The sequence below is a fragment of the Paenibacillus apii genome (assembly GCF_011043685.1).
Taxonomy (GTDB): Bacteria; Bacillota; Bacilli; order Paenibacillales; family Paenibacillaceae; genus Paenibacillus_AQ; species Paenibacillus_AQ sabinae.
In genome coordinates this window covers 354,348-374,367 of the sequence record NZ_JAAKGU010000001.1, presented here as the reverse complement: position 1 = coordinate 374,367, position 20,020 = coordinate 354,348, and the positions used below count along the sequence as shown (strand labels likewise).

Sequence of the window (20,020 nt, the reverse complement as noted above, 5' to 3'; positions counted from 1 at the left end):
GCATTGAAAGCTAAAGATTTAACTGTGTTGATCGGCATTATCGGCATTGTGCTGATGATGATTCTGCCTATTCCTTCGGGACTTCTCGATTTTCTGCTGATTGTCAATATTTCGATTGCGCTTACGATTATTCTTGTGGCGATGAATACGAAGGAGCCTCTTCAGTTCTCCATCTTTCCGTCGCTGCTGCTGATTACGACCCTGTTCCGCCTGGCGCTGAACATCTCTACAACCAAGCTGATATTGGCCGAGGGCAATGCCGGTTCGGTTGTGGCTACGTTCGGAGGCTGGATTGCCCGGGGACAAATCGCTATCGGGTTTATCGTTTTTCTGATTCTCGTCGTGGTACAGTTCATCGTTATCACCAAGGGCTCGGAACGCGTTGCCGAGGTAGGCGCGAGATTTACGCTGGATGCAATGCCAGGCAAGCAGATGAGCATAGACGCCGATTTGAACGCGGGTATGATCAACGAGGAGCAGGCCCGTGAGCGCCGGCAAAATGTGGAGCGTGAAGCGGACTTCTACGGGGCGATGGACGGGGCGAGCAAATTCGTCAAGGGAGATGCCATTGCCAGCATTATCATTCTGCTGATCAATTTGATCGGCGGCTTTATTATCGGGGTCGCTGTTCACGGGAAGCCCTTTCAAGAAGCGCTGTCTACCTATTCCGTTCTGACGATCGGGGACGGTCTGGTCAGCCAAATACCTGCTCTGCTCATTTCGACCGCGGCCGGCCTGATCGTAACACGGGCTTCTTCGGATGGCAATTTGGCGGAAGATTTGACAGGGCAATTATTGTCTTATCCGAAGCTTTTGTATATCGTTGCGATTACCGTCGCTTTTTTGGGACTTTTTACACCGATTCATGCGATCACCACGCTTCCGCTTGCAGGACTTATGGCCTTCGCCGCTTATAGGATGACCCAGAACTTAAGCCGCAAGGCCATCGCGGAAGAGCAGCTGGTTGAAGAGAAGCAAATTGAAGAGGTGCGCAGTCCGGAGAGCGTGATCAGCCTCCTGAGCGTCGACCCGATCGAATTCGAATTCGGCTACGGGCTGATTCCGCTGGCGGACACTCAGCAGGGGGGCGATTTGCTCGACCGGATCATCATGATCAGGCGGCAGTGCGCGCTGGAAATGGGACTTGTCGTCCCGGTTATTCGCATTCGCGACAATATTCAACTAAAACCGAATGAATATGTCATAAAAATAAAAGGAAATCAGGTTGGCGGCGGTGAATTACTACTTAATCACTACCTGGCAATGAGTCCCGGGTATGATGACGAGTCGATTACCGGCATTGAAACGGTCGAACCGTCGTTCGGATTGCCTGCTTTGTGGATCGATGAATCGGTTAAGGAACGAGCTGAGCTTGCGGGCTATACCGTGGTGGACCCGCCGTCCGTCGTGGCTACTCACTTGACCGAGCTGATCAAGCGTCATGGCCATGAACTGATCGGGCGGCAGGAAACAAAAACGCTCGTCGACAATATTCGCGAAAATTATCCTGTTCTGGTCGATGAACTGATTCCTTCCGTTCTCACTATCGGGGATTTGCAGAAAGTGCTGGCCAAGCTGCTGCGCGAAAAGATTTCGATCCGGGACCTGGTTACCATTTTTGAAACCCTTGCCGATTATGGCACTTATACGAAAGATCCTGATGTTCTTACGGAGTATGTAAGGCAGGCTTTGTCAAGGCAGATCACCCAGCAGTTCTCTCAATCGGGAGAAACGCTGAAGGTGATTACAGTAGGACCGTCGCTTGAGAAAAAGATTGCCGAAAGCGTTCAGCAGTCGGAGCACGGCAGTTATCTGGCACTTGATCCTGTCTCTACCCAAACGGTGTACCAGCGTCTAATGGAGCAAATCAATCGTCTCTTGCAGTCGGGACAGCAGCCTATTGTGTTGACTTCGCCAACGATCCGCATGTATTTGCGGCAGGTGATCGAGCGGACGATGCAGGATATTCCGGTGCTGTCGTACAGCGAACTGGAGCCCAATATTGAAATTCAAAGCGTTGGAGTGGTGAATCTATGAGAGTGAAGCGTTACGTTGTCGATACGATGCCGGACGCCATGCATTCCATTCGCAGCGAGCTTGGAAGCGACGCCGTAATCCTGAGCACGAAGGAGATCAGAACCGGCGGGTTCATGGGAATGTTCCGAAAAAAGAAAATTGAAGTCGTTGCCGCGGTTGAAAATGAGCAGAAGAAGACGGCGGGCGGAGCCCGGGAAGCTTCACCTGCCGCTCCAAGAGCAGGTGTCCCGAACGCCTACCGACAGGCCTACGCTTCGGCTTCGGCCAATGCCGCTCCGGGCGGTTCGGAGCCGCCGCGAAGCTTTGCCGAAATTGCCGCTGCACTTCAAGACGTGGTCGGGAAACAAGGCGCAGTAGCTGTGCTGCCGGAGAAGGCGGAACTGTTGCCAGAAACGCCGGTTCATTCGGCTGAGGAAGAAGCCGGCCCGGAGCAGCCTAAGGAGGCTCCTTCCAGCACATTCGCCATTCCCGAACGGACTGCAGACGACGGTATTCTTAGTGAAATTAAAGAAATGAAGCAGTGGATCGAACGGATCGCCCGGCAATCGGCCGAATCAAGAGAGCTGCCGGATCGGCTGGAACGCCTGAGGGAGCGGCTGATTGAACAGGAAATGGACACGGCGCTGATCGAGGAATGGATCGGGGAGGTGCTGGAGGCCTGGAATCAAGCCGGAAGGCAGTGGCCGCAGGAGAAATTCGATGAGGCGGTCAAAGAGCAGGTGCTCCATTTCCTGTCGACCCGAATTGGAGGGGGAATCGCCCCGGATACAAAGCTGCTGTACGTCGCCGGCCCGACCGGTGTGGGGAAGACGACCACGTTGGCGAAGCTTGCGGCGGACCAGCTGTTCCGGCATGGCCGGAAGGTCGGATTGATCACCTCCGACACGTACCGCATCTCTGCGGTGGAACAGCTTCGTACGTATGCGTCCATCCTGAATGTGCCTTTGGAGGTTGTTCAGTCCCCGGGGGATTTGCAGCGAGCATTGTCCCGGCTGGAGAGCTGCGATCTGGTGCTGATGGACACCGCGGGAAGGAACTTCCGCAACGAGCTGCTTGTTGCCGAACTTCAGAGTCTGCTCGCGCAGACTTTGAAGAGCGAGACGTACTTGGTCCTCAGCCTCACATCGAAGAGCAGGGACATGAAGCTTATTACGGAGCATTTCAGCAAATATCGGCTGGATAAGATCATCATTACGAAGCTGGACGAAACGGGAAGCTTTGGACCCGTCTTTAATTTACTGAACGATTACCCGCTTTCGCTTTCCTATATGACCAACGGCCAGAATGTACCCGACGATTTGCTTCTGTCATCCGAAGAGCTGCTGTGCGGTTTGCTGCTTGGAGCGGGTGAACAATGATGGACCAGGCGCAATCGTTACGACAGCTTGTCGCCGGACAGAACCGGGTGATTAACGAAAGTGGAGAACATTCGGCGCGGATTATTACCGTTTGCAGCGGAAAAGGCGGGGTTGGGAAGTCGAATTTCACTCTCAACTTTGCGCTGTCACTCAAGAGTTTGGGCAAAAAAGTTCTTCTCTTCGACGCCGATATCGGCATGGCCAATTTAGATGTGCTGATGGGCGTTACCCCAACATATAATCTATACCATTTGCTGGGGAGAGAAGCCGGAATTGAGCAAATTATTCAAATCGGTCCCGAACATCTGCCCTTTATCGCGGGGGGATCGGGAATGGAGGAACTGTTCTCGCTGTCGGAGAGCGACCTGAATTACTTCACTTCCCAGATTTCCGCGGTCGCCGACGATATGGACTTTATTCTCTTCGATACCGGCGCGGGTCTGTCCAAGGAAACGATGAAATTCATCGCCTCCGCCGACGATTGCCTTGTTGTCACAACGCCCGAGCCGACGGCGATCACCGACGCCTACGCCCTGATGAAAGTGGTGCACAAAAGTCATCCCCATGTCCCGTTCAAGCTGATCGTCAATCAAGCGTTTGACACCAGGGAAGCGGATGCGACTAGCGACAAAATCCGGATGGCCGCCCAGCGGTTCCTGCAGCTGGATATCCCGTTCCTCGGTTATATCACCAGCGACACGCATGTGGTTCAAGCGGTCAAACGCCAGATCCCGTTCACGATGGCGTATCCGAATAGCGTTGCTGCAAAGGATGTTCACAGATTAACGCTGCAGTACTTGTCCTCCCAGCGGTCTCCTGCCCCGGCGGGACCTCAAGGAATAAAGGGCTTTATCAGCAAGTGGCTTCGACGTAAATAAGAAATGTTCTGAATTCGAGGACAGAGGTGGAAATGACATGAAGCCATATCGAGTTTTGGTTGTAGATGATTCGGCATTTATGCGCAAAATCATTTCCGATTTAATTGAGAAAGATGACCAATTCCAGGTCGCTGGAACGGCGATAAACGGCCGGGAAGCGGTCGGCAAGGTAAAAGAGCTAAAGCCCGATCTTGTCACCATGGACGTGGAAATGCCGGAGATGAACGGCCTGGAGGCGTTAAGAAGAATTATGCTTGACCATCCCCTTCCGGTTATTATGCTGTCCGGCATAAATGAAGAAGGGATGAAAGAGACGATATTGGCGCTGGAAGGCGGGGCTTTCGATTTTATCCGCAAGCCTTCGATTTCCAGCTCCCACGATATCATCAGCGTCGGGGAAGCGTTAAGGGAGCAAATGAAGGAAGCCATGCTGGAACGCGAACGCCGGGAAGCCCGGTCCGCCTCCGCGCTGCTGGCCGCCGAATCCCCTCCTCTGCTGCCGCCTATAAAACCCGCGGAGAAGCCTGTAGGAGGCAGTGAGCCCAAAGCAGAGAGACTGCCGCGGGAAGTAGTGAAGAAGCCCCACGAGACACACTCGCCGGCTACCGGAGCAACGGAGAATCTCCAGAGCGAGAACAAGCCTGTCCGGCGCGGCGACCGGTTCAGGGCCGTTCCGCCTGCAGCGAAGCCGCCGGCGGCCGGACTCAGCAAGGCACCCTTGAAGCCAAAGACGGAGACCCCTGCAGGGAATGTTCCAAGGCCCATGTCTCCCCCTTCAGGTACAGCTCCAGACATTCCTTCTGCAGCTGCCAAGGAACGCAGACCGGGTGCAAAGGGACTGGATAAGCTTGTGGCCGTCGGGTGTTCAACAGGCGGTCCCCGTGCGCTGAAGGCACTGCTGGAGAAGATTCCGGCCGATTTTCCCGCACCGATCGTCATTGTGCAGCATATGCCTCCCAACTTCACCAAGTCGCTAGCCCAGCGGCTAAATACATTCAGCCCGCTGGATGTCATGGAGGCGGAGCAAGGAATGATTTTGAAGAAGGGAGCGGCCTATATCGCGCCGGGAGGCTACCATATGAAAGTGACGGAAGCAGCCGGCGGACAGTTTACCATCAGCCTGACGAAAGAGGAGGCGCGGAACGGACACCGGCCATCGGTAGATACGCTGTTCGAATCCTTGCTCCCGCTCGATTCCCTGGAGCGTCATGCGGTGATCATGACCGGAATGGGAGGCGATGGCGCGAAGATGATGAAGTCCTTATACGACGCCGGCGTCACGTCAACCTTTGCCGAGAGCGAGGAAACCTGCGTTGTTTACGGAATGCCGCGTTCTGCGGTCGAACTGCAGTGCGTCAGTTATATTTTGCCGCTGCAAGACATAGCTCCAAGACTGGTTCAGGTCGTTAAATAGCGAAAAGCGAACGTGAAGGGTAGGTGTCTAGGCATGGACATGAATCAGTATTTATCCATGTTTATTGATGAGTCGAACGATCATCTGCAGTCTTTGAACGAAAATATGATGGCGCTTGAGGCCAGTCCGGACGATCTCAGCATTGTGCAGGTGATCTTCCGTTCCGCGCATACTCTAAAGGGCATGGCCGCGACTATGGGATTTGAAGATCTGGCTTCCCTTACGCATCAAATGGAGAATGTTCTTGATCTGGTACGCAACGAGAAGCTCGTCATGCAGGAATTTATTTTTGATACGCTGTTCAAGAGTCTCGACGCGCTTGAGGCCATGGTTCAGGACATTACCGCCGGCGGCGAAGGCAAGGCTGACGTTTCTTCCATCGTAGCCTCCCTTCAGGCAATCGTTCGCGGCGAAGTGCTCTCCGCCGGAGGTGCTGCACCGTCTGCAGCTGCTCCCCAACAAGCGGAAACGCCCGCACTGCTCGATGAATTCCAATTCTCCGTTCTGGAGCAATCGATCCAGGAAGGGAATCAGGTGCTGTTTATTGAAGTTTCGCTCCGCAAGGACAGTCAGCTTCGCGCCGTCCGGGCTTATATGGTTTTTGAATTGCTTGAGCGTAACGGCGAAGTCGTGAAGACCTTCCCGTCGGTTCAGGATATCGAGCAGGAAAAATTTGAATACAGCTTTTCACTTTATTACATAACCCAGAAAACGGCTGAAGAAATGCAATCCCTGATTATGGGCGTGTCCGAGATCGAGAGCGTAACGTCGCTCGCGCTGGATACGGAATCGCTGAGCCAGCTTGGACAAGCAGCAGTCGCCGCTACGGCCGAGGCAGCACCTCCAGAGATCAAGCGGGAGGACGCTTCGACTCCGGCTCCTGCCACCCAAGCGAAACCGGCAGCCGCGCCGAAGGAAGAAGCCAAGAAGACTCCCGCCAAAAGCGGCGGAGCTCCTTCCCGCACGATCCGTGTTGACATTGACCGGCTGGATGTCCTGATGAATCTGCTCAGTGAGCTCCTGATCGACCGCGTAAGGCTTGAGCAGCTCGCTTCCGACATCCAAAGCACCGAGCTGACCGAGACGGTCGAGCATATGAGCCGCGTCAGCGGGGACCTGCAGAATATCGTCATGAAGCTGCGCATGGTGCCGGTGGATACGGTGTTCAACCGCTTCCCGCGCATGATCCGGGATTTGGCTAAGTCGCTCGACAAAAAAGTGGATCTCATTATTACAGGCGCTGAGACAGAGCTGGACCGAACCGTCGTCGATGAAATCGGCGATCCCCTTGTTCACCTGCTTCGCAATGCATTGGACCATGGAATCGAACCGGTGTCCGACCGGATTGCGACCGGCAAATCGGAGACTGGCACCATCCATCTGCGGGCATTCCACAGCGGCAATCATGTCTTCATTGAAATCCAGGACGACGGCGCCGGCATTTCCCGCGAGAAAGTGCTGAATTCTGCGATCAAGAAGGGAATTGTTACTCCGGAGCAGGCGGCGGCAATGAGCGACAACGAAGCCCATCAACTGCTGTTCGCGGCAGGCTTCAGTACCGCCGAGGTCATTTCCGATATTTCAGGCCGCGGGGTCGGACTTGATGTCGTCAAAGCTAAGATCACTTCGCTTGGTGGCAATGTCACCATTTATTCCACTCCCGGCAAAGGGACGAATTTCTCGGTGCAGCTACCGCTTACGCTGTCTATTATTGCGGCGATGCTGATCCGGCTCGGTTCGGAGAAGTACGCGATTCCGCTGTCTTCCATTGTGGAGACGGGGATAGTGAAACGTTCCCAGATCCGCTCCGTCCACGGGGCCAAGATGGTGGAATTCCGGGGCTCCCTTATTCCGGTCGTTTCTCTTGGAGCCATTTTCGATGTGCAAGGATACGACGAGAGCGAGGAAGAAGAGACGGAGATCGTTGTTATCCGCAAGGGGGACAAGCTAGCAGCGCTCACTGTGCAGGATTTTATCGGCCAGAACGAAATTGTCATCAAGAACCTGGGCAAATACCTGCCGGAAATCCAGGGGATTTCGGGCGGCACAATCCTTGGCGACGGTCAAGTCGCTTTAATTATCGATCCTAACGCATTTATCAAATAAGAGAGACCATACAGGGAGGTTTATTCCATGGCTGAAGATATTAAGGTAATTGTCTTTAAATTGGGTACCGAGGAATACGGCATTGAAGTGGATAAAGTCCAAACGATCGAGCGCCTGATGCCCATTACGCGGGTGCCGAAGACATACGCTTTTATCAAAGGCGTTATCAATCTGCGCGGAGTGGTCATTCCCGTTATCGATCTTCGCGGAAGATTCGGTCTGGAAGAAGCTGAGCATACCGATCAGACCCGCGTTATTATCGTGGTCGTTAATGAGATGGAAGTCGGCTTTATCGTGGATTCGGCCAATGATGTTATCGATTTGAACAGAGACATCATCGATACTCCTCCCGAAGTGGTAGGCGGGATCAAAGCCAAGTATCTGGATGGGGTGGCCAAAATCGGAGAGGACCGTCTGCTGATTATGCTTAATTTGTCAGAGGTCCTCAATAAAAGTGAAATCGTGCAGCTGGAAAGCTTAGAGGGCTAACATCGTGGAACTGTTCAAGCACCAGAAAGATTTCAAAATGGATGTGCTCAAGGAAGTCGGAAATATCGGAGCCGGGAACGCCGCCACCGCGTTATCCCAGCTGCTGAACAAACCGATTGATATGGCCGTTCCCAAAGTTCAGCTTCTCGGATTCGAGGAGATTGCGGAAAAAGTGGGCGGCACCGAAGAGCTTGTCTACGCTGTATTTCTGCGGGTAGAAGGTGAAGCGCCAGGGAATCTTTTTTTCATTCTGACGCCGGATGCGGCCAGAAGCTTGCTCGAGCGCGTTGCGGGCATATCCGAGGTTTCGGGTGACGAACTAAGCGAGCTTGAAATGTCCGCACTGAATGAGATCGGAAATATTTTGGCGGGCTCCTATCTTTCGTCTTTGGCCGATTTCACCTCATTATCCATGTATCCGACAGTTCCTGCATTGGCCATGGATATGGCCGGTGCGATATTAAGCTATGGTCTGCTGCAGTTCGGACAAATGGGTGATGACGCGCTGCTTATCGATACCACCTTCCTGGAAGGAAAGGATGAGATCGAAGGCCAGTTCTTTTTAATTCCCGATCCGGAGTCATTTCCTAAAATATTTAAATCCCTTGGAGTGCCGTTTGATGATGTGTGAGGAACAGAGCTTAATCAAAGTAGGAATGGCAGACCTGAATGTGGGAAGTCAGAACAATGTGATCCGAACGACGGGTCTGGGGTCATGCGTCGGCCTTACGCTGTACGATCCCGGCAAAAAGCTGGCGGGTATGGCTCATGTCATGCTGCCCTCCTCGGAAATCGCCCGTGAGGGGAAACTCAATATCGCCAAATTCGCGGATACGGCCATTCCCGAGCTTTTGTCCCGCCTGCTGGAACTTGGAGCTGCTCGCAGCCGATTAATCGCGAAGATGGCCGGCGGCTCTCAGATGTTCGCTTTTGCCGGAGGAAATGACACGATGAGAATCGGTCCGCGGAATGTGGAATCCTGCAAGCTGGCTCTGGAGAAGCTGAGCATCCCGCTGGTTGCCGAAGATACGGGCGGCAGTTACGGGCGGACAATCGAGATCGCTTGCAGCACCGGATTGCTGAACATCCGCAGTGTGCAAAAAGGCGTTAAGGAATTATAATTATGATCGGAACGATTTGGATAAACTTAATTTCCGGGTTGGTCGGCTTTGTCTTCACCTATTTGTTTTCGCTGCGGAACAACCTGCCGTCAACGAGCCTGTTTCGCGGATTGACCGGATTTATTCTCTGGTTTGTGCTTGCCTTTGCCCTGAGATGGGTATTGGGTTTTATTGTTAAACAAACCGCAAATCCGGACAAGTCTTTCGGCGCTCCGGGGGATGCCAACGAAACGTTGGGCGCCAGGGTGGATATTTCGACTCCGGACGAGGATGAGGAATTGAAGGATTTACTCAAGCCTAGTCCAGGGCAAGGGAACCAAGGAAATGGAGAATTCAAGCCTCTTCAGCCTCCCCAATTGGTCTCCATGAAAGATCCTGAAGAATTGGCCAAAGCCGTTCGTCACCTAAAAAAAGAATAAGCGAGTGAAGTGGGAAATGATTTGTGGAATTCGATGAACCCGGCCCGAGTACTCGCCGATTACACTTTGGGAGGGGTGAAAGCCGTTGAACGAGCATAAAGCTTCTCATTTGGAACATCAAGATCTTTGGGAACAGTGGAAGGAACAGGGAGATCCGGAGGCCAAAAAAAGGCTGATCGAAAAATATCTGCCGATCGTCGATTATGTCTCCGGCCGTCTGGCCGTGGGTTTGCCCAAAAATGTTTCGAAGGAAGATTTGGCGAGCAGTGGGGTTATGGGACTAATCGATGCCGTTGAGAAGTTTGACTATAAACGGGGATTGCAATTTCAAACCTACGCCTCCTGGCGGGTCCGCGGCGCAATTCTTGATTCTCTCCGCCAAGGTGACTGGGTGCCTCGTTCGGTCCGTGAAAAGGCGAAAAAGATAGAGGATGCCTATCAGCATCTGGAACAAAAGTATTTAAGATCTGTCAGCGACGAGGAAATGAGCAAATATTTAGACATAACCGAGCGGGAGTTCCAGGGCATGCTGCAGGATGTGGCCGTAATGACGCTGTGTTCATTGGAGGATCCGATCCGGGAAGAAGATTCAGAGACCCGAATGTCAATGCTGGTAGACGACAAAGCCAAGAACCCGGACCGAAAAGTGAATGAGTTCTATCTGCGTGAAACGCTGACCAAGGGCATCGAAAAACTGACTGTGAAAGAACGGACCGTCGTGTCCCTGTTATATTATGAAGACCTGTCTTTGAGCGAAATTGCAGAGGTAATGTCGTTGTCCCCTTCCCGCATATCGCAGCTTCATTCCAAGGCGATCCTGAGGCTGCGGGGGACGCTTGAGAAGAATCGGGATCTTCTGATGCAAAATGATTAGCCGGAAGTGGCGTTAGGAGGGGGATAATGGTCGTCCAATCTGCACTGAGCGATTACATGAGTATCAGCTTCTCGGAGAATAAGGAAGTCGCTTACCTTGAGTTTTTTCGGCGGGAGGAAGGATTTTCTTGTTCAGTCGACGAGTTAGCCGGGTTTTTACAAAAAAATAATGTCCGATATGGCGTACAATGGGATGTTGTTACCCGTATCGCCAATAATCCGGAGCAGTACAACCACCTTTCGGGGAAGGTTGCCGTCGCTTTGGGAATAGCACCTGTAGACGGTCTGGACGGGCGCGTTGAATTAAGTGTTAAGATGGACGACGACGAGCGCCGCCCACTCGAAAAAGACGACGGCAAAGTCGATTTCAAGGAATTGGTCCGGTTAAGCAATGTGCGCAAGGGCGAACTGATCGCCACGCTGATTCCCCCCGAGGCGGGACAGCCCGGCATAGCCGTCACCGGTGATCCGATCCCCTGCAAGATGGGAAAAGCCGCCTTCTTCAAAGTCGGGAAGAACGTCGTGTTGGATCAAGAGCAAACCTCGATGTATGCCGCGATTGACGGATTAGTATCCCTGACGGACAAAGGAAAAATCAATGTTTTTCCCGTGTATGAAGTGAACGGCGATGTGGATTACAACACCGGCAACATTGATTTTGTCGGCACGGTCGTTATCCGCGGTAATGTGCTGACCGGATTTTCCGTAAAATCCGCCGGTGATATTCGGGTGATTGGCGGTGTGGAAGGCGCGGAGCTGATCGCCGGAGGCTCCATTGAAATTACCGGAGGCATTATCGGCTATAACAAGGGGCTTGTCAGCGCCGGAGCCAATGTGAAGGTATCCTTTATACAGGACGGAAACGTCACGGCCGCCGAGAATATCATTGTTTCGCAGAGTATTATGCATTCCAATGTCCGCGCCGGCAGGAACGTGGAATGCAACGGACCGAAGGGATTGATTGTTGGCGGAACAGTGCAAGCCGGGGAGAAGGTCGTCGCCCGAACGATCGGGAATACAATGTCTACGGCGACGGCAATTGAGGTTGGGGTGCTGCCCGAGCTTAGGAACGAGCTCAACGACCTGAGGTTGGGTCTACGTCATTCCGCAGAGACCGCGGATAAGACGGCGAAGGCGCTTCATTTGCTGGATCAGCTCGCAGGCAGCGGCGCCCTGTCTCCGGACAAGGTTGCCCTACGCATCAAGCTTAATGCAACGAAGCAGTCCCAGCAAAGAGAGGAAGCCCAAATCAAGGATCGTATGCTTGAGATTGAAAAGATGCTCGAGGATACAGACAAGGCGAGGGTCACGGTTATCAAGACCATTTACGGTGGTTCCAAAGTTGTGATCGGCAGATATACAAAATTCATAAAAGATACAGCGGAACGGATCACATACTGCTATTCCGAAGGCGAGATAGCCGCTGTGCCAAACGTTTGAACAAGCCGATTGGCTTTCCCGCCGGACGATGCCCCCTTGCCAGAAGGAGATTGCCGTGAGCCTGAAGCCAGTAGAACTGCAAATTGCACTGCCCCGAACAACCGAAGCCGGCAAGCTGCAGCAAGAACTACAGCACCGCCCTGCACAACAGCAGCAAGAATTGGCCGGTCAGAATATCAAGGATACGCGTGAGCAGGCTCAGCGCAGCGCGGAGGTGGACGAGACGTCAGAATCTGCCGTAAGGGAAGACGGGCGTCGTGGGGGTTCCTCCAGCAGCGGCCTGCCGCAGGAACGGAAGAACAGCAAAGAGCGTCAAGCGGAGCACCCGTTTAAGGGACACCGTTTGGATGTAACGCTTTAGAATATTTTAGAATGAAATAAAGGAGACCGGATACGTGCAACCATGGGCGTACATTGTACTGCTTGGCGGAATAGCTCTCGGCTATGCGTTGTTTCTCCCGGCGCGCGCCCGCAGAATCGACGGCGCAGGAGACAGGCAAAGCCTGAAAGAGGTGGAGGCGGCGCTCGAATTATATATGGCGGATGTCGAACGGGAGAACCGCGAACTGCTGGAGCTGCTTGGGTCGATCAAGGCCCAGTCGCAGAGCAATCAGGCTGCCCTTCAGGAACAGCTTGCCGAATTGAAGGGCCAGCATGACGCGCTTCAGCACAGAACCTCTCAGCTTGAGAGCCGTGTTGCGGCAAATGAAAACGGGCTGCTCCAGATGGCTATTTCAGGCGGCGCTGCGGGTAGCGTGAAAGGGGCGGACAGCCTGGGAGAAGGGAACGACTCGCCGGCAGATGAGATCAAAGCCAAACCGGTCAGCACGATCAAGCTTCGCTATCCGCAGTTGTTCGAACTGGACAGCCAGGGGAAATCCATCGATATCATTGCCAAAAAAACCGGAATGCAGCGGGGGGAAATTCAATTGATTCTGCAGCTCGCCAAACAGGAGGAATCGGTGTGATCAAGAATCGTTCCTTTATGCTCGGGCTTGGATTCGGGCTAGCGGGCGGCGCGCTTCTCCTCCAGCTTATGATTTCGGCGGGAATGGCTACGCCTACAAAGGCTCAGATTGTCAGGGAAGCCTCCAAGCTGAACCTGAAAGTTACCGGGGCGGATGACAAGCTGCTAACCGCAGAGGAGTGGAAGAAGCTGTCGGAGCAAAATGAAGCGGGAACCGCAGAAGGAGGCGCCCCGGCTTCAGGCTCTCAGACGCCAACCAACTCCGCTTCGCCGCCAGCCAAGGCGGCATCCCCTTCGGCTCCTTCTACGCCATTGCAGCCTGGCGCCACGGGGGTACAGAAACCGTCCGATTCCGCTGAAGCTGTACCGCCGTCCTCGCCTGCCGCAGACAAACCGGTTAGCTCCGGTATTGTACTGCGGATTCCGAACGGGGTCACCCTTACCGAAGTCGCGGATCTATTGGCCGGAGCGGGTGTAATCAAGGATAAGGACCTCTTTATTATTGAAGCGAAGAGCCGTAGAGTTCAGACCAAGATTCAATCCGGGCTATACCGCTTTATCCCCGGTCAAAGCAACGATGCGATTATTGGCCAACTGATTATGGTGAGAGAATAACCGCATCCCGCCTCATTTTTAACGGGGGAAGTTTCTTTATATAACCGCCGGTTCGTACTGCACGCAAAATAACGCGTTTTATGACAAAAATCGTACGTCAGACGTTGCATCACATGTAGTCTTATGATATATTAAATGACGGTGTTAAAACACACGCTGGTTGATTACAGCAAGCGGTGCTTTCTTCTGAAGAAAGTCTTGCTGCAAGATGACTCCGGCGGAGGGACACACAATAAAACCAAACCTAGGAGGTGTGTGAAGATGGCAGTAATCTCCATGAAGCAGCTTCTCGAAGCTGGGGTACACTTCGGTCACCAGACTCGTCGTTGGAACCCGAAAATGGATCGTTATATCTTCACTGAAAGAAACGGAATCTACATCATCGACCTGCAAAAGACGGTCAAGAAAGTTGAAGAAGCTTACAACTTTGTAAAAAGCGTAGCAGGCGACAACGGTACGGTCCTGTTCGTTGGTACAAAAAAACAAGCTCAAGACTCTGTGAAAGAGGAAGCTGAACGTTCGGGCATGTTCTACATCAACCAACGTTGGCTCGGCGGCACGCTGACGAACTTCCAAACGATTCAAAAGCGTATCGACCGTCTGAAAAAACTGGAAGCTTGGGAAGAGGACGGCACATTCACCGTTCTGCCTAAGAAAGAAGTTATCCTTCTCCGCAAAGAGAAAGATCGTCTTGAAAAGTTCCTGGGCGGCATCAAGAACATGAAGGGTCTGCCAAGCGCGCTGTTCATCATCGATCCTCGCAAAGAGCGCATCGCTGTTGCCGAAGCACGCAAATTGGGCATCCCAATCGTTGCTATCGTCGATACGAACTGCGATCCGGACGAAATCGACTACGTAATTCCGGGCAATGACGACGCTATTCGCGCCGTTAAGCTGCTCACTGGTAAAATGGCTGACGCCGTAGTTGAAGCTCACCAAGGCGAAGACACTACGTCCGCTTAAGTTTCTCCGATTGCATATCGAATATGAAATTAAATGAAAAGGGTGGTTGGCAGGTGGATAACCTCTCACTGCCCTTTTTTTAGCAAATGAAGAGATTGTAAGTTTACGGGGTCCCCGCAAAGAACCTGACTATTGTTCCAAAGCCATGGCTGCTCTTTGTGGGGGCGTTTTAAATTAAAGGGTTATTCATATTATTTGGAGGGATTAAACAATGGCAGTAGATGCAAAATCCGTAAAAGAGCTTCGTGAAAGAACCGGTGCCGGCATGCTGGATTGCAAAAAAGCGCTGGAAGAAGCAGGCGGCGACCTGAACAAAGCGATTGAAATTCTCCGTGAAAAAGGTCTTTCCGCAGCAGCCAACAAAGCTGGACGCGCAGCAACCGAAGGTGTTGTTGAATCTTACATTCATGCTGGCGGCCGCATCGGCGTTCTCGTAGAAATCAACTGCGAAACCGACTTCGTCGGCAAAACTGATCAATTCAAGGAGTTCGCACGCGATATCGCCATGCAAATCGCTGCTGCTGCTCCTCGTTTCGTGCGCCGCGAAGAAGTTCCTGCGGAAGAAATCGAGAAGGAGAAGGAAATTCTGAGAGCGCAGGCGCTGAACGAAGGCAAGCCTGAGAAGATCGTTGATAAAATGGTCGAAGGCCGCATCAACAAGTACTACGAAGAACATGTACTGCTCGAGCAAGCCTTCATCAAAGACCCCGACAAAACGATTTCGAATCTGCTCAACGAAAAAATCAGCACCATCGGCGAGAACATCTCCATCCGCCGCTTTGTCCGTTACGAGCTGGGCGAAGGACTTGAGAAGAAAGTCGACAACTTCGTTGAAGAAGTAATGGCACAAGTGAAGCAATAATCGGCGTTCGCGGCTTGGGCCGCGAACTCTAATATAAGTCTGGGATTTTCAAGAACGGAACACGTTACACGGTGTTCCGTCTTTTGCAAGCGGAAGGAAGCCGGGAAGAGCTCCATAAGGGAGCATAGCCCGGCATCCGGCCGCATAGCTACACCGATTTATCCTTGCCGTGCATCGGCGCGATAGCAAGATCAACCTGGGGCCCGTAAAGGCACCATTGCAAAGTGAGGTATACAATTTGGAACAGCCGGTATTTAAAAGGGTAGTCCTTAAGGTCAGCGGCGAATCGCTGGCGGGACAAAACGGTTACGGGATCGATGCGGATACGATCAGCTCTATTGCCGAGCAGATTAAGGAAGTTGTCGAGCTTGGCGTCCAAGTCGCCATCGTATGCGGCGGAGGCAACATCTGGCGCGGCATCGCGGGCAGCGCAAGCGGCATCGACCGTGCGACAGCGGATTATATGGGCATGCTGGCAACGGTCATGAACTCGCTGGCCTTGCAGGACTCGCTGGAGCAAATCGGCGTGCCGACGCGGGTGCAGACGTCGATTTCGATGCAGCAGATCGCAGAGCCGTACATCCGCCGCCGGGCCATCCGCCATTTGGAAAAAGGGCGGGTCGTAATCTTCGCGGCAGGCACGGGTAATCCGTTCTTCTCCACGGATACGACCGCAGCGCTGCGTGCAGCTGAAATCGAAGCGGAAGTTATCCTAATGGCGAAGAACAAAGTCGATGGCGTCTACTCCGCCGATCCGTTCAAAGACAGCACGGCTGAGAAATATGAACAGCTCACCTATCTGGATGTGCTGAACAAAAATCTCGGCGTTATGGATTCCACCGCCTCCTCTCTCTGCATGGATAACAATATACCGCTTATTGTGTTTGCCATTACGGAACAGGGCAATATCAAACGTGTCGTTCTGGGCGAACGCATCGGAACGATTGTTAAAGGGAGTGTAGAATAATGCCGCAATCGGTTAAGAAGAATGCCGAGGAGCGCATGGAGAAAGCCATTTTGGCGCTCAAACGCGATTTGGCGACGCTGCGTGCGGGACGTGCAACCCCTGCGCTGCTCGACCGGGTTCAAGTGGAATATTACGGGGCGCCGACTCCGGTCAATCAGCTTGCCAACATCAACACCCCGGATTCCCGTACACTGCTTATCCAGCCGTGGGATAAATCCTCGCTTGGCGATATCGAGCGGGCGATTATGAAATCCGATCTCGGGCTTACGCCGGCTAATGACGGCAGCACGATTCGCCTCTCCATTCCTGCGCTTACGGAAGAACGCCGCAGCGAGCTGGTGAAGCTCACGAAAAAGTTCGGCGAAGAAGCCAAGGTGGCGATCCGCAACATCCGCCGCGACGCCAACGACGAGATCAAGAAGCTGGAGAAAAACGGCATTTCGGAAGACGAATCCCGCGGACATCAAGAGAACATCCAGAAGACCACGGACAAATTCGTTGCCGAAGTCGACAAAGTTCTTTTGGCCAAAGAAAAAGAGATCATGGAAGTATAAAGATAGCGCAGAGATCAAGGCCCCTCCTCCTATGGTGGGGTTTGTCTCTTTCTCGCAGGAAACATGGAGGAAACGTTAATGATCAAACGGGTTCAATCTTGGCTGGGCCGGGAAGAGCGGCAGCAGCCGGTCGACATTTCACCGGACAATATTCCCCGGCATGTGGCAATCATTATGGACGGCAACGGCCGGTGGGCCAAACGGCTTGGACTGCCGCGCATTGTCGGCCATCAGAATGGCATGAAGGCGGTCAAACGGGCTGCGATTGCCGCCGACGAGCTGGGTATTGAATTCTTGACGATGTACGCCTTCTCGACGGAAAACTGGTCGAGGCCCAAAGAGGAAGTCGACTTTCTGATGCGTTTGCCGCAAGAGTTTTTGGCCATCGAGCTGGACGAACTGATTGAGAAGAACGTCCGTGTGCGAGTGATGGGAGACAGCGAGGCGCTGCCTTCGCATACCCGCAAAGCGATGGAAGAAGCGGTGTTCCGCACCAAGGATAATACCGGTCTTATTCTGAATTTTGCGCTGAACTACGGAGCACGCAAGGAAATTGAGGACTGCATGCGCAGTTTGGGAAGGGATATCGCGGAGGGGCGTTTGACGCCGGAAGAAATTACGTCGGAATTGATTGACAGCCGGCTGCTCTCCGGAGGCCTTCCCGACCCGGATCTGCTTATCCGGACGAGCGGAGAAATGCGTCTCAGCAACTTTATGCTCTGGCAGCTGGCCTACAGCGAATTTTGGTTTACCGATATTTACTGGCCGGATTTCGGCAAGGAGCATCTGCTTCAGGCCGTGGCTGAGTACCAGCGGCGAACCCGCCGCTACGGCGGGCTTAAGTAGCCGATAGGAGTTGAGAACGCTTGAAGCAGCGACTGATAACCGGGGTGGCAGCCGGAGCTATATTTTTGGGCCTATGCCTGCTTGGCGGCTGGTGGTTTCATCTTCTGCTGATTGTTATGGCGTTGATCGGCTACTATGAATTCGCCAAAATGATCGGCTGTTCACCCTTGGGAGGAAGTACGATTGCAGGTTATGGCGCTGTGCTTTGCTTTATGATGCCTTGGGATCTGCTGGATGTATCCGCGCCTTTGTCATGGAAGCAGGGAGTTTGGCTCCTGATGCTGCTGTTCTTTTTCATTACAGTCTTTACTAAGAATAAAGTGGATATTCGCATAACCGCGCTGCTGTTCATCGGCGCTTTATACATAGGAACCGGATTTTCCTATATGGCGGTTTCCCGCTTCTCGCCGGACGGCCACGGGCTGTTCTGGACCTTCTTGCTCCTTTGCTCCATTTGGGGGAGCGATGCAGGGGCCTACTTTGTCGGCCGGGCATGGGGAAAGACGAAGCTCTGGCCGGCCATCAGTCCCAATAAGACCGTCGAAGGCGCGCTGGGCGGTGTGATTATTGCAATTGTAATCGCTATGGTTTTTGCTTTGATAGCGCCGGATTTGCTGACTTTTGGACGGGCGGGAATAATCGGTCTCGCCAGCGCCGTAGTCGGGCAGCTTGGGGATCTTGTCCAATCGGCTTATAAAAGGGTATACGGCATCAAGGATTCGGGATCGCTGCTCCCCGGTCACGGAGGCATTCTTGACCGATGTGACAGCTGGATTATCGTGTTCCCATTCGTACATATATTGATGCTGATCCCCTATCACTAATCAGGAAGGCAGGTATATGTCGCTTGAAAAAGATCAGCATTCTCGGCTCGACGGGCTCAATCGGAACGCAGACGCTCGACGTTGTTGCGATGCATCCGGACAGCTTTGAAATTGACGGCCTCGCCGCGGGCGGCAACACGGCGCTTCTGCTGGAGCAGGTCCGCCGTTTCAAACCGCGGCGGGTATCGGTGGCAAGCCTAGAGCTTGCCGATGACATCCGTCCGCAGCTTCCCGCAGGAGTTGAGCTGTACAGCGGGGATGAAGGCCTTGTCCAGATCGCGGCTGGCGGAGATGCCGATTATTTAGTGACCGCAGTGATGGGCAGCGTCGGTCTTCGCTCAACGCTTGCCGCTATCGAGGCGGGCAGGGACATCGGACTGGCCAACAAGGAAACGCTGGTGACAGCGGGGCATCTTGTAACTGAGCTGGCCCGCCGTAAAGGGGTCAATCTGCTGCCGATCGACAGCGAGCATTCGGCCATCTTTCAATGCCTGAACGGAGAGAACGTTGAAGACATCGCTTCCATTACCTTGACCGCTTCGGGCGGCTCTTTTCGGGATTTGACTAGGGAGCAGCTTCAAGGCGTAACAGTCGAAGATGCACTGCGTCATCCCAATTGGGCGATGGGAGCGAAGATAACGATCGATTCCGCAACAATGGTCAATAAAGGGCTGGAAGTGATCGAAGCTCACTGGCTGTTCGGTTTGCCCTACGAGCAAATTAACGTGCTGCTCCACCCCGAGAGCATTATTCACTCATTTGTAGAGTTTCGCGACAGCAGCATTATCGCCCAGCTCGGAAACCCTGACATGCGCGTGCCGATTCAATATGCGTTAACCTATCCCCGGCGCCTGGAATCGCCGGCGCAAAGATTGTCGCTGGCGCAGGCGGGCCGGCTGACGTTCCGCGAAATGGACTTTGCGCGCTATCCGGCGCTGAAGCTTGCCATTGAATGCGGGAAGGCCGGGGGAACGGCAACGACCGCCTTCAATGCGGCGAACGAAGTCGCCGTTGCCCGTTTTTTACGGCGGGATATCCCATTTGTGCGCATTGAAGAGATTTTGGAGAAAGTTCTCGAGCGTCATACTCCAGAGAGCCATCCAGACCTGGAGCAGATTGAGGAATGCGACCGGGCGGCGCGCGAGCTCGCGCAGACCCTCTAAGCTGCGTAATAACAATGGCATAAGCCGCCAATACTCCGAAAAATTGGTTTGGAGGGCTGATTCTCTTGTGCCAGATCGGAGAATAATGATAAATTAAGAGGACATACTTCGGTCTTACACCTAA

At 53.3% G+C, this 20,020-nt stretch carries 21 protein-coding genes; all 21 read left to right on the top strand.

Annotated elements, in window-relative coordinates; translation table 11 throughout:
* The first annotated feature begins 3 nt into the window (after positions 1–3).
* The 21 genes from flhA to G5B47_RS01695 all read left to right on the top strand — a co-directional run bounded on the left by flhA (position 4) and on the right by G5B47_RS01695 (position 19,896).
* Positions 4–2,037 carry a flagellar biosynthesis protein FlhA gene (gene flhA / locus G5B47_RS01795; protein WP_165093662.1) on the top strand — a complete coding sequence of 678 codons (2,034 nt, stop codon included), beginning with the start codon at positions 4–6 and terminating at the stop codon, positions 2,035–2,037.
* Positions 2,034–3,395, top strand: coding sequence for a flagellar biosynthesis protein FlhF (gene flhF / locus G5B47_RS01790; RefSeq protein ID WP_165093660.1), 1,362 nt, complete (start codon positions 2,034–2,036; stop codon positions 3,393–3,395). The genes flhA and flhF overlap by 4 nt, the downstream gene beginning before the upstream one ends.
* Positions 3,392–4,273 (top strand): MinD/ParA family protein, encoded by an 882-nt coding sequence (locus G5B47_RS01785; RefSeq protein ID WP_165093658.1) that lies wholly within the window; start codon positions 3,392–3,394, stop codon positions 4,271–4,273. Before flhF ends, G5B47_RS01785 begins: the two co-directional genes overlap by 4 nt.
* Positions 4,274–4,310: 37 nt before the next feature.
* Entirely contained in the window at positions 4,311–5,687 is a 1,377-nt protein-coding gene (locus G5B47_RS01780; RefSeq protein ID WP_165093657.1) for a protein-glutamate methylesterase/protein-glutamine glutaminase, read from the top strand.
* Positions 5,688–5,720: 33 nt separating this feature from the next.
* Entirely contained in the window at positions 5,721–7,793 is a 2,073-nt protein-coding gene (locus G5B47_RS01775) for a chemotaxis protein CheA (RefSeq protein WP_165093655.1), read from the top strand.
* A gap of 27 nt (positions 7,794–7,820) precedes the next feature.
* Complete coding sequence (locus G5B47_RS01770) at positions 7,821–8,282, top strand: chemotaxis protein CheW (RefSeq protein WP_025335351.1); 462 nt, start codon at positions 7,821–7,823, stop codon at positions 8,280–8,282.
* 37 nt (positions 8,283–8,319) lie between these two features.
* Positions 8,320–8,913 carry a chemotaxis protein CheC gene (locus tag G5B47_RS01765; protein ID WP_206107215.1) on the top strand — a complete coding sequence of 198 codons (594 nt, stop codon included), beginning with the start codon at positions 8,320–8,322 and terminating at the stop codon, positions 8,911–8,913.
* Positions 8,906–9,403 carry a chemotaxis protein CheD gene (locus G5B47_RS01760; protein ID WP_025335349.1) on the top strand — a complete coding sequence of 166 codons (498 nt, stop codon included), beginning with the start codon at positions 8,906–8,908 and terminating at the stop codon, positions 9,401–9,403. The genes G5B47_RS01765 and G5B47_RS01760 overlap by 8 nt, the downstream gene beginning before the upstream one ends.
* A 2-nt stretch (positions 9,404–9,405) precedes the next feature.
* Positions 9,406–9,822: a hypothetical protein gene (locus G5B47_RS01755; RefSeq protein WP_206107173.1), complete on the top strand. Its 417-nt coding sequence runs from the start codon at positions 9,406–9,408 to the stop codon at positions 9,820–9,822.
* A gap of 85 nt (positions 9,823–9,907) precedes the next feature.
* Positions 9,908–10,696, top strand: a complete 789-nt coding sequence (locus G5B47_RS01750) for a FliA/WhiG family RNA polymerase sigma factor (protein ID WP_025335347.1) — start codon at positions 9,908–9,910, stop codon at positions 10,694–10,696.
* Positions 10,697–10,722: 26 nt separating this feature from the next.
* The gene (locus tag G5B47_RS01745; protein WP_165093651.1) at positions 10,723–12,135 is read left to right on the top strand and encodes a DUF342 domain-containing protein; all 1,413 of its coding nucleotides are present in this window, start codon (positions 10,723–10,725) and stop codon (positions 12,133–12,135) included.
* Between the two features lie 55 nt (positions 12,136–12,190).
* The gene (locus G5B47_RS01740) at positions 12,191–12,496 is read left to right on the top strand and encodes a hypothetical protein (RefSeq protein ID WP_165093649.1); all 306 of its coding nucleotides are present in this window, start codon (positions 12,191–12,193) and stop codon (positions 12,494–12,496) included.
* A gap of 34 nt (positions 12,497–12,530) precedes the next feature.
* Entirely contained in the window at positions 12,531–13,103 is a 573-nt protein-coding gene (locus tag G5B47_RS01735; RefSeq protein ID WP_165093647.1) for a hypothetical protein, read from the top strand.
* On the top strand, positions 13,100–13,717 hold the full coding sequence (locus G5B47_RS01730; RefSeq protein WP_165093645.1) for a hypothetical protein: 618 nt from the start codon (positions 13,100–13,102) through the stop codon (positions 13,715–13,717). Before G5B47_RS01735 ends, G5B47_RS01730 begins: the two co-directional genes overlap by 4 nt.
* 261 nt (positions 13,718–13,978) lie before the next feature.
* Positions 13,979–14,680 (top strand): 30S ribosomal protein S2, encoded by a 702-nt coding sequence (gene rpsB, locus G5B47_RS01725; RefSeq protein ID WP_165093643.1) that lies wholly within the window; start codon positions 13,979–13,981, stop codon positions 14,678–14,680.
* A gap of 211 nt (positions 14,681–14,891) precedes the next feature.
* A complete protein-coding gene (gene tsf, locus G5B47_RS01720) occupies positions 14,892–15,542 on the top strand; it encodes a translation elongation factor Ts (RefSeq protein WP_165093641.1) in 651 nt (216 codons plus the stop codon).
* Positions 15,543–15,780: 238 nt separating this feature from the next.
* Positions 15,781–16,509, top strand: coding sequence for a UMP kinase (gene pyrH, locus G5B47_RS01715; RefSeq protein WP_165093639.1), 729 nt, complete (start codon positions 15,781–15,783; stop codon positions 16,507–16,509).
* Positions 16,509–17,063, top strand: coding sequence for a ribosome recycling factor (gene frr / locus G5B47_RS01710; protein ID WP_165093637.1), 555 nt, complete (start codon positions 16,509–16,511; stop codon positions 17,061–17,063). The genes pyrH and frr overlap by 1 nt, the downstream gene beginning before the upstream one ends.
* A 78-nt stretch (positions 17,064–17,141) precedes the next feature.
* Complete coding sequence (locus tag G5B47_RS01705; RefSeq protein WP_025335338.1) at positions 17,142–17,909, top strand: isoprenyl transferase; 768 nt, start codon at positions 17,142–17,144, stop codon at positions 17,907–17,909.
* Positions 17,910–17,929: 20 nt separating this feature from the next.
* The gene (locus G5B47_RS01700; RefSeq protein WP_165093635.1) at positions 17,930–18,733 is read left to right on the top strand and encodes a phosphatidate cytidylyltransferase; all 804 of its coding nucleotides are present in this window, start codon (positions 17,930–17,932) and stop codon (positions 18,731–18,733) included.
* A 23-nt stretch (positions 18,734–18,756) separates the two neighbouring features.
* Positions 18,757–19,896: a 1-deoxy-D-xylulose-5-phosphate reductoisomerase gene (locus G5B47_RS01695; protein ID WP_165093633.1), complete on the top strand. Its 1,140-nt coding sequence runs from the start codon at positions 18,757–18,759 to the stop codon at positions 19,894–19,896.
* Positions 19,897–20,020 lie beyond the last annotated feature (124 nt).

What these genes read in the sequence shown, in the direction of transcription:
- flhF (WP_165093660.1), top strand. Translation starts at nt 2,034, where the DNA reads ATGAGAGTGAAGCGTTACGTTGTCGATACGATGCCGGACGCCATGCAT.
- G5B47_RS01785 (WP_165093658.1), top strand. Translation starts at nt 3,392, where the DNA reads ATGATGGACCAGGCGCAATCGTTACGACAGCTTGTCGCCGGACAGAAC.
- G5B47_RS01780 (WP_165093657.1), top strand. Translation starts at nt 4,311, where the DNA reads ATGAAGCCATATCGAGTTTTGGTTGTAGATGATTCGGCATTTATGCGC.
- G5B47_RS01775 (WP_165093655.1), top strand. Translation starts at nt 5,721, where the DNA reads ATGGACATGAATCAGTATTTATCCATGTTTATTGATGAGTCGAACGAT.
- G5B47_RS01770 (WP_025335351.1), top strand. Translation starts at nt 7,821, where the DNA reads ATGGCTGAAGATATTAAGGTAATTGTCTTTAAATTGGGTACCGAGGAA.
- G5B47_RS01765 (WP_206107215.1), top strand. Translation starts at nt 8,320, where the DNA reads ATGGATGTGCTCAAGGAAGTCGGAAATATCGGAGCCGGGAACGCCGCC.
- G5B47_RS01760 (WP_025335349.1), top strand. Translation starts at nt 8,906, where the DNA reads ATGTGTGAGGAACAGAGCTTAATCAAAGTAGGAATGGCAGACCTGAAT.
- G5B47_RS01755 (WP_206107173.1), top strand. Translation starts at nt 9,406, where the DNA reads ATGATCGGAACGATTTGGATAAACTTAATTTCCGGGTTGGTCGGCTTT.
- G5B47_RS01745 (WP_165093651.1), top strand. Translation starts at nt 10,723, where the DNA reads ATGGTCGTCCAATCTGCACTGAGCGATTACATGAGTATCAGCTTCTCG.
- rpsB (WP_165093643.1), top strand. Translation starts at nt 13,979, where the DNA reads ATGGCAGTAATCTCCATGAAGCAGCTTCTCGAAGCTGGGGTACACTTC.
- tsf (WP_165093641.1), top strand. Translation starts at nt 14,892, where the DNA reads ATGGCAGTAGATGCAAAATCCGTAAAAGAGCTTCGTGAAAGAACCGGT.
- frr (WP_165093637.1), top strand. Translation starts at nt 16,509, where the DNA reads ATGCCGCAATCGGTTAAGAAGAATGCCGAGGAGCGCATGGAGAAAGCC.
- G5B47_RS01705 (WP_025335338.1), top strand. Translation starts at nt 17,142, where the DNA reads ATGATCAAACGGGTTCAATCTTGGCTGGGCCGGGAAGAGCGGCAGCAG.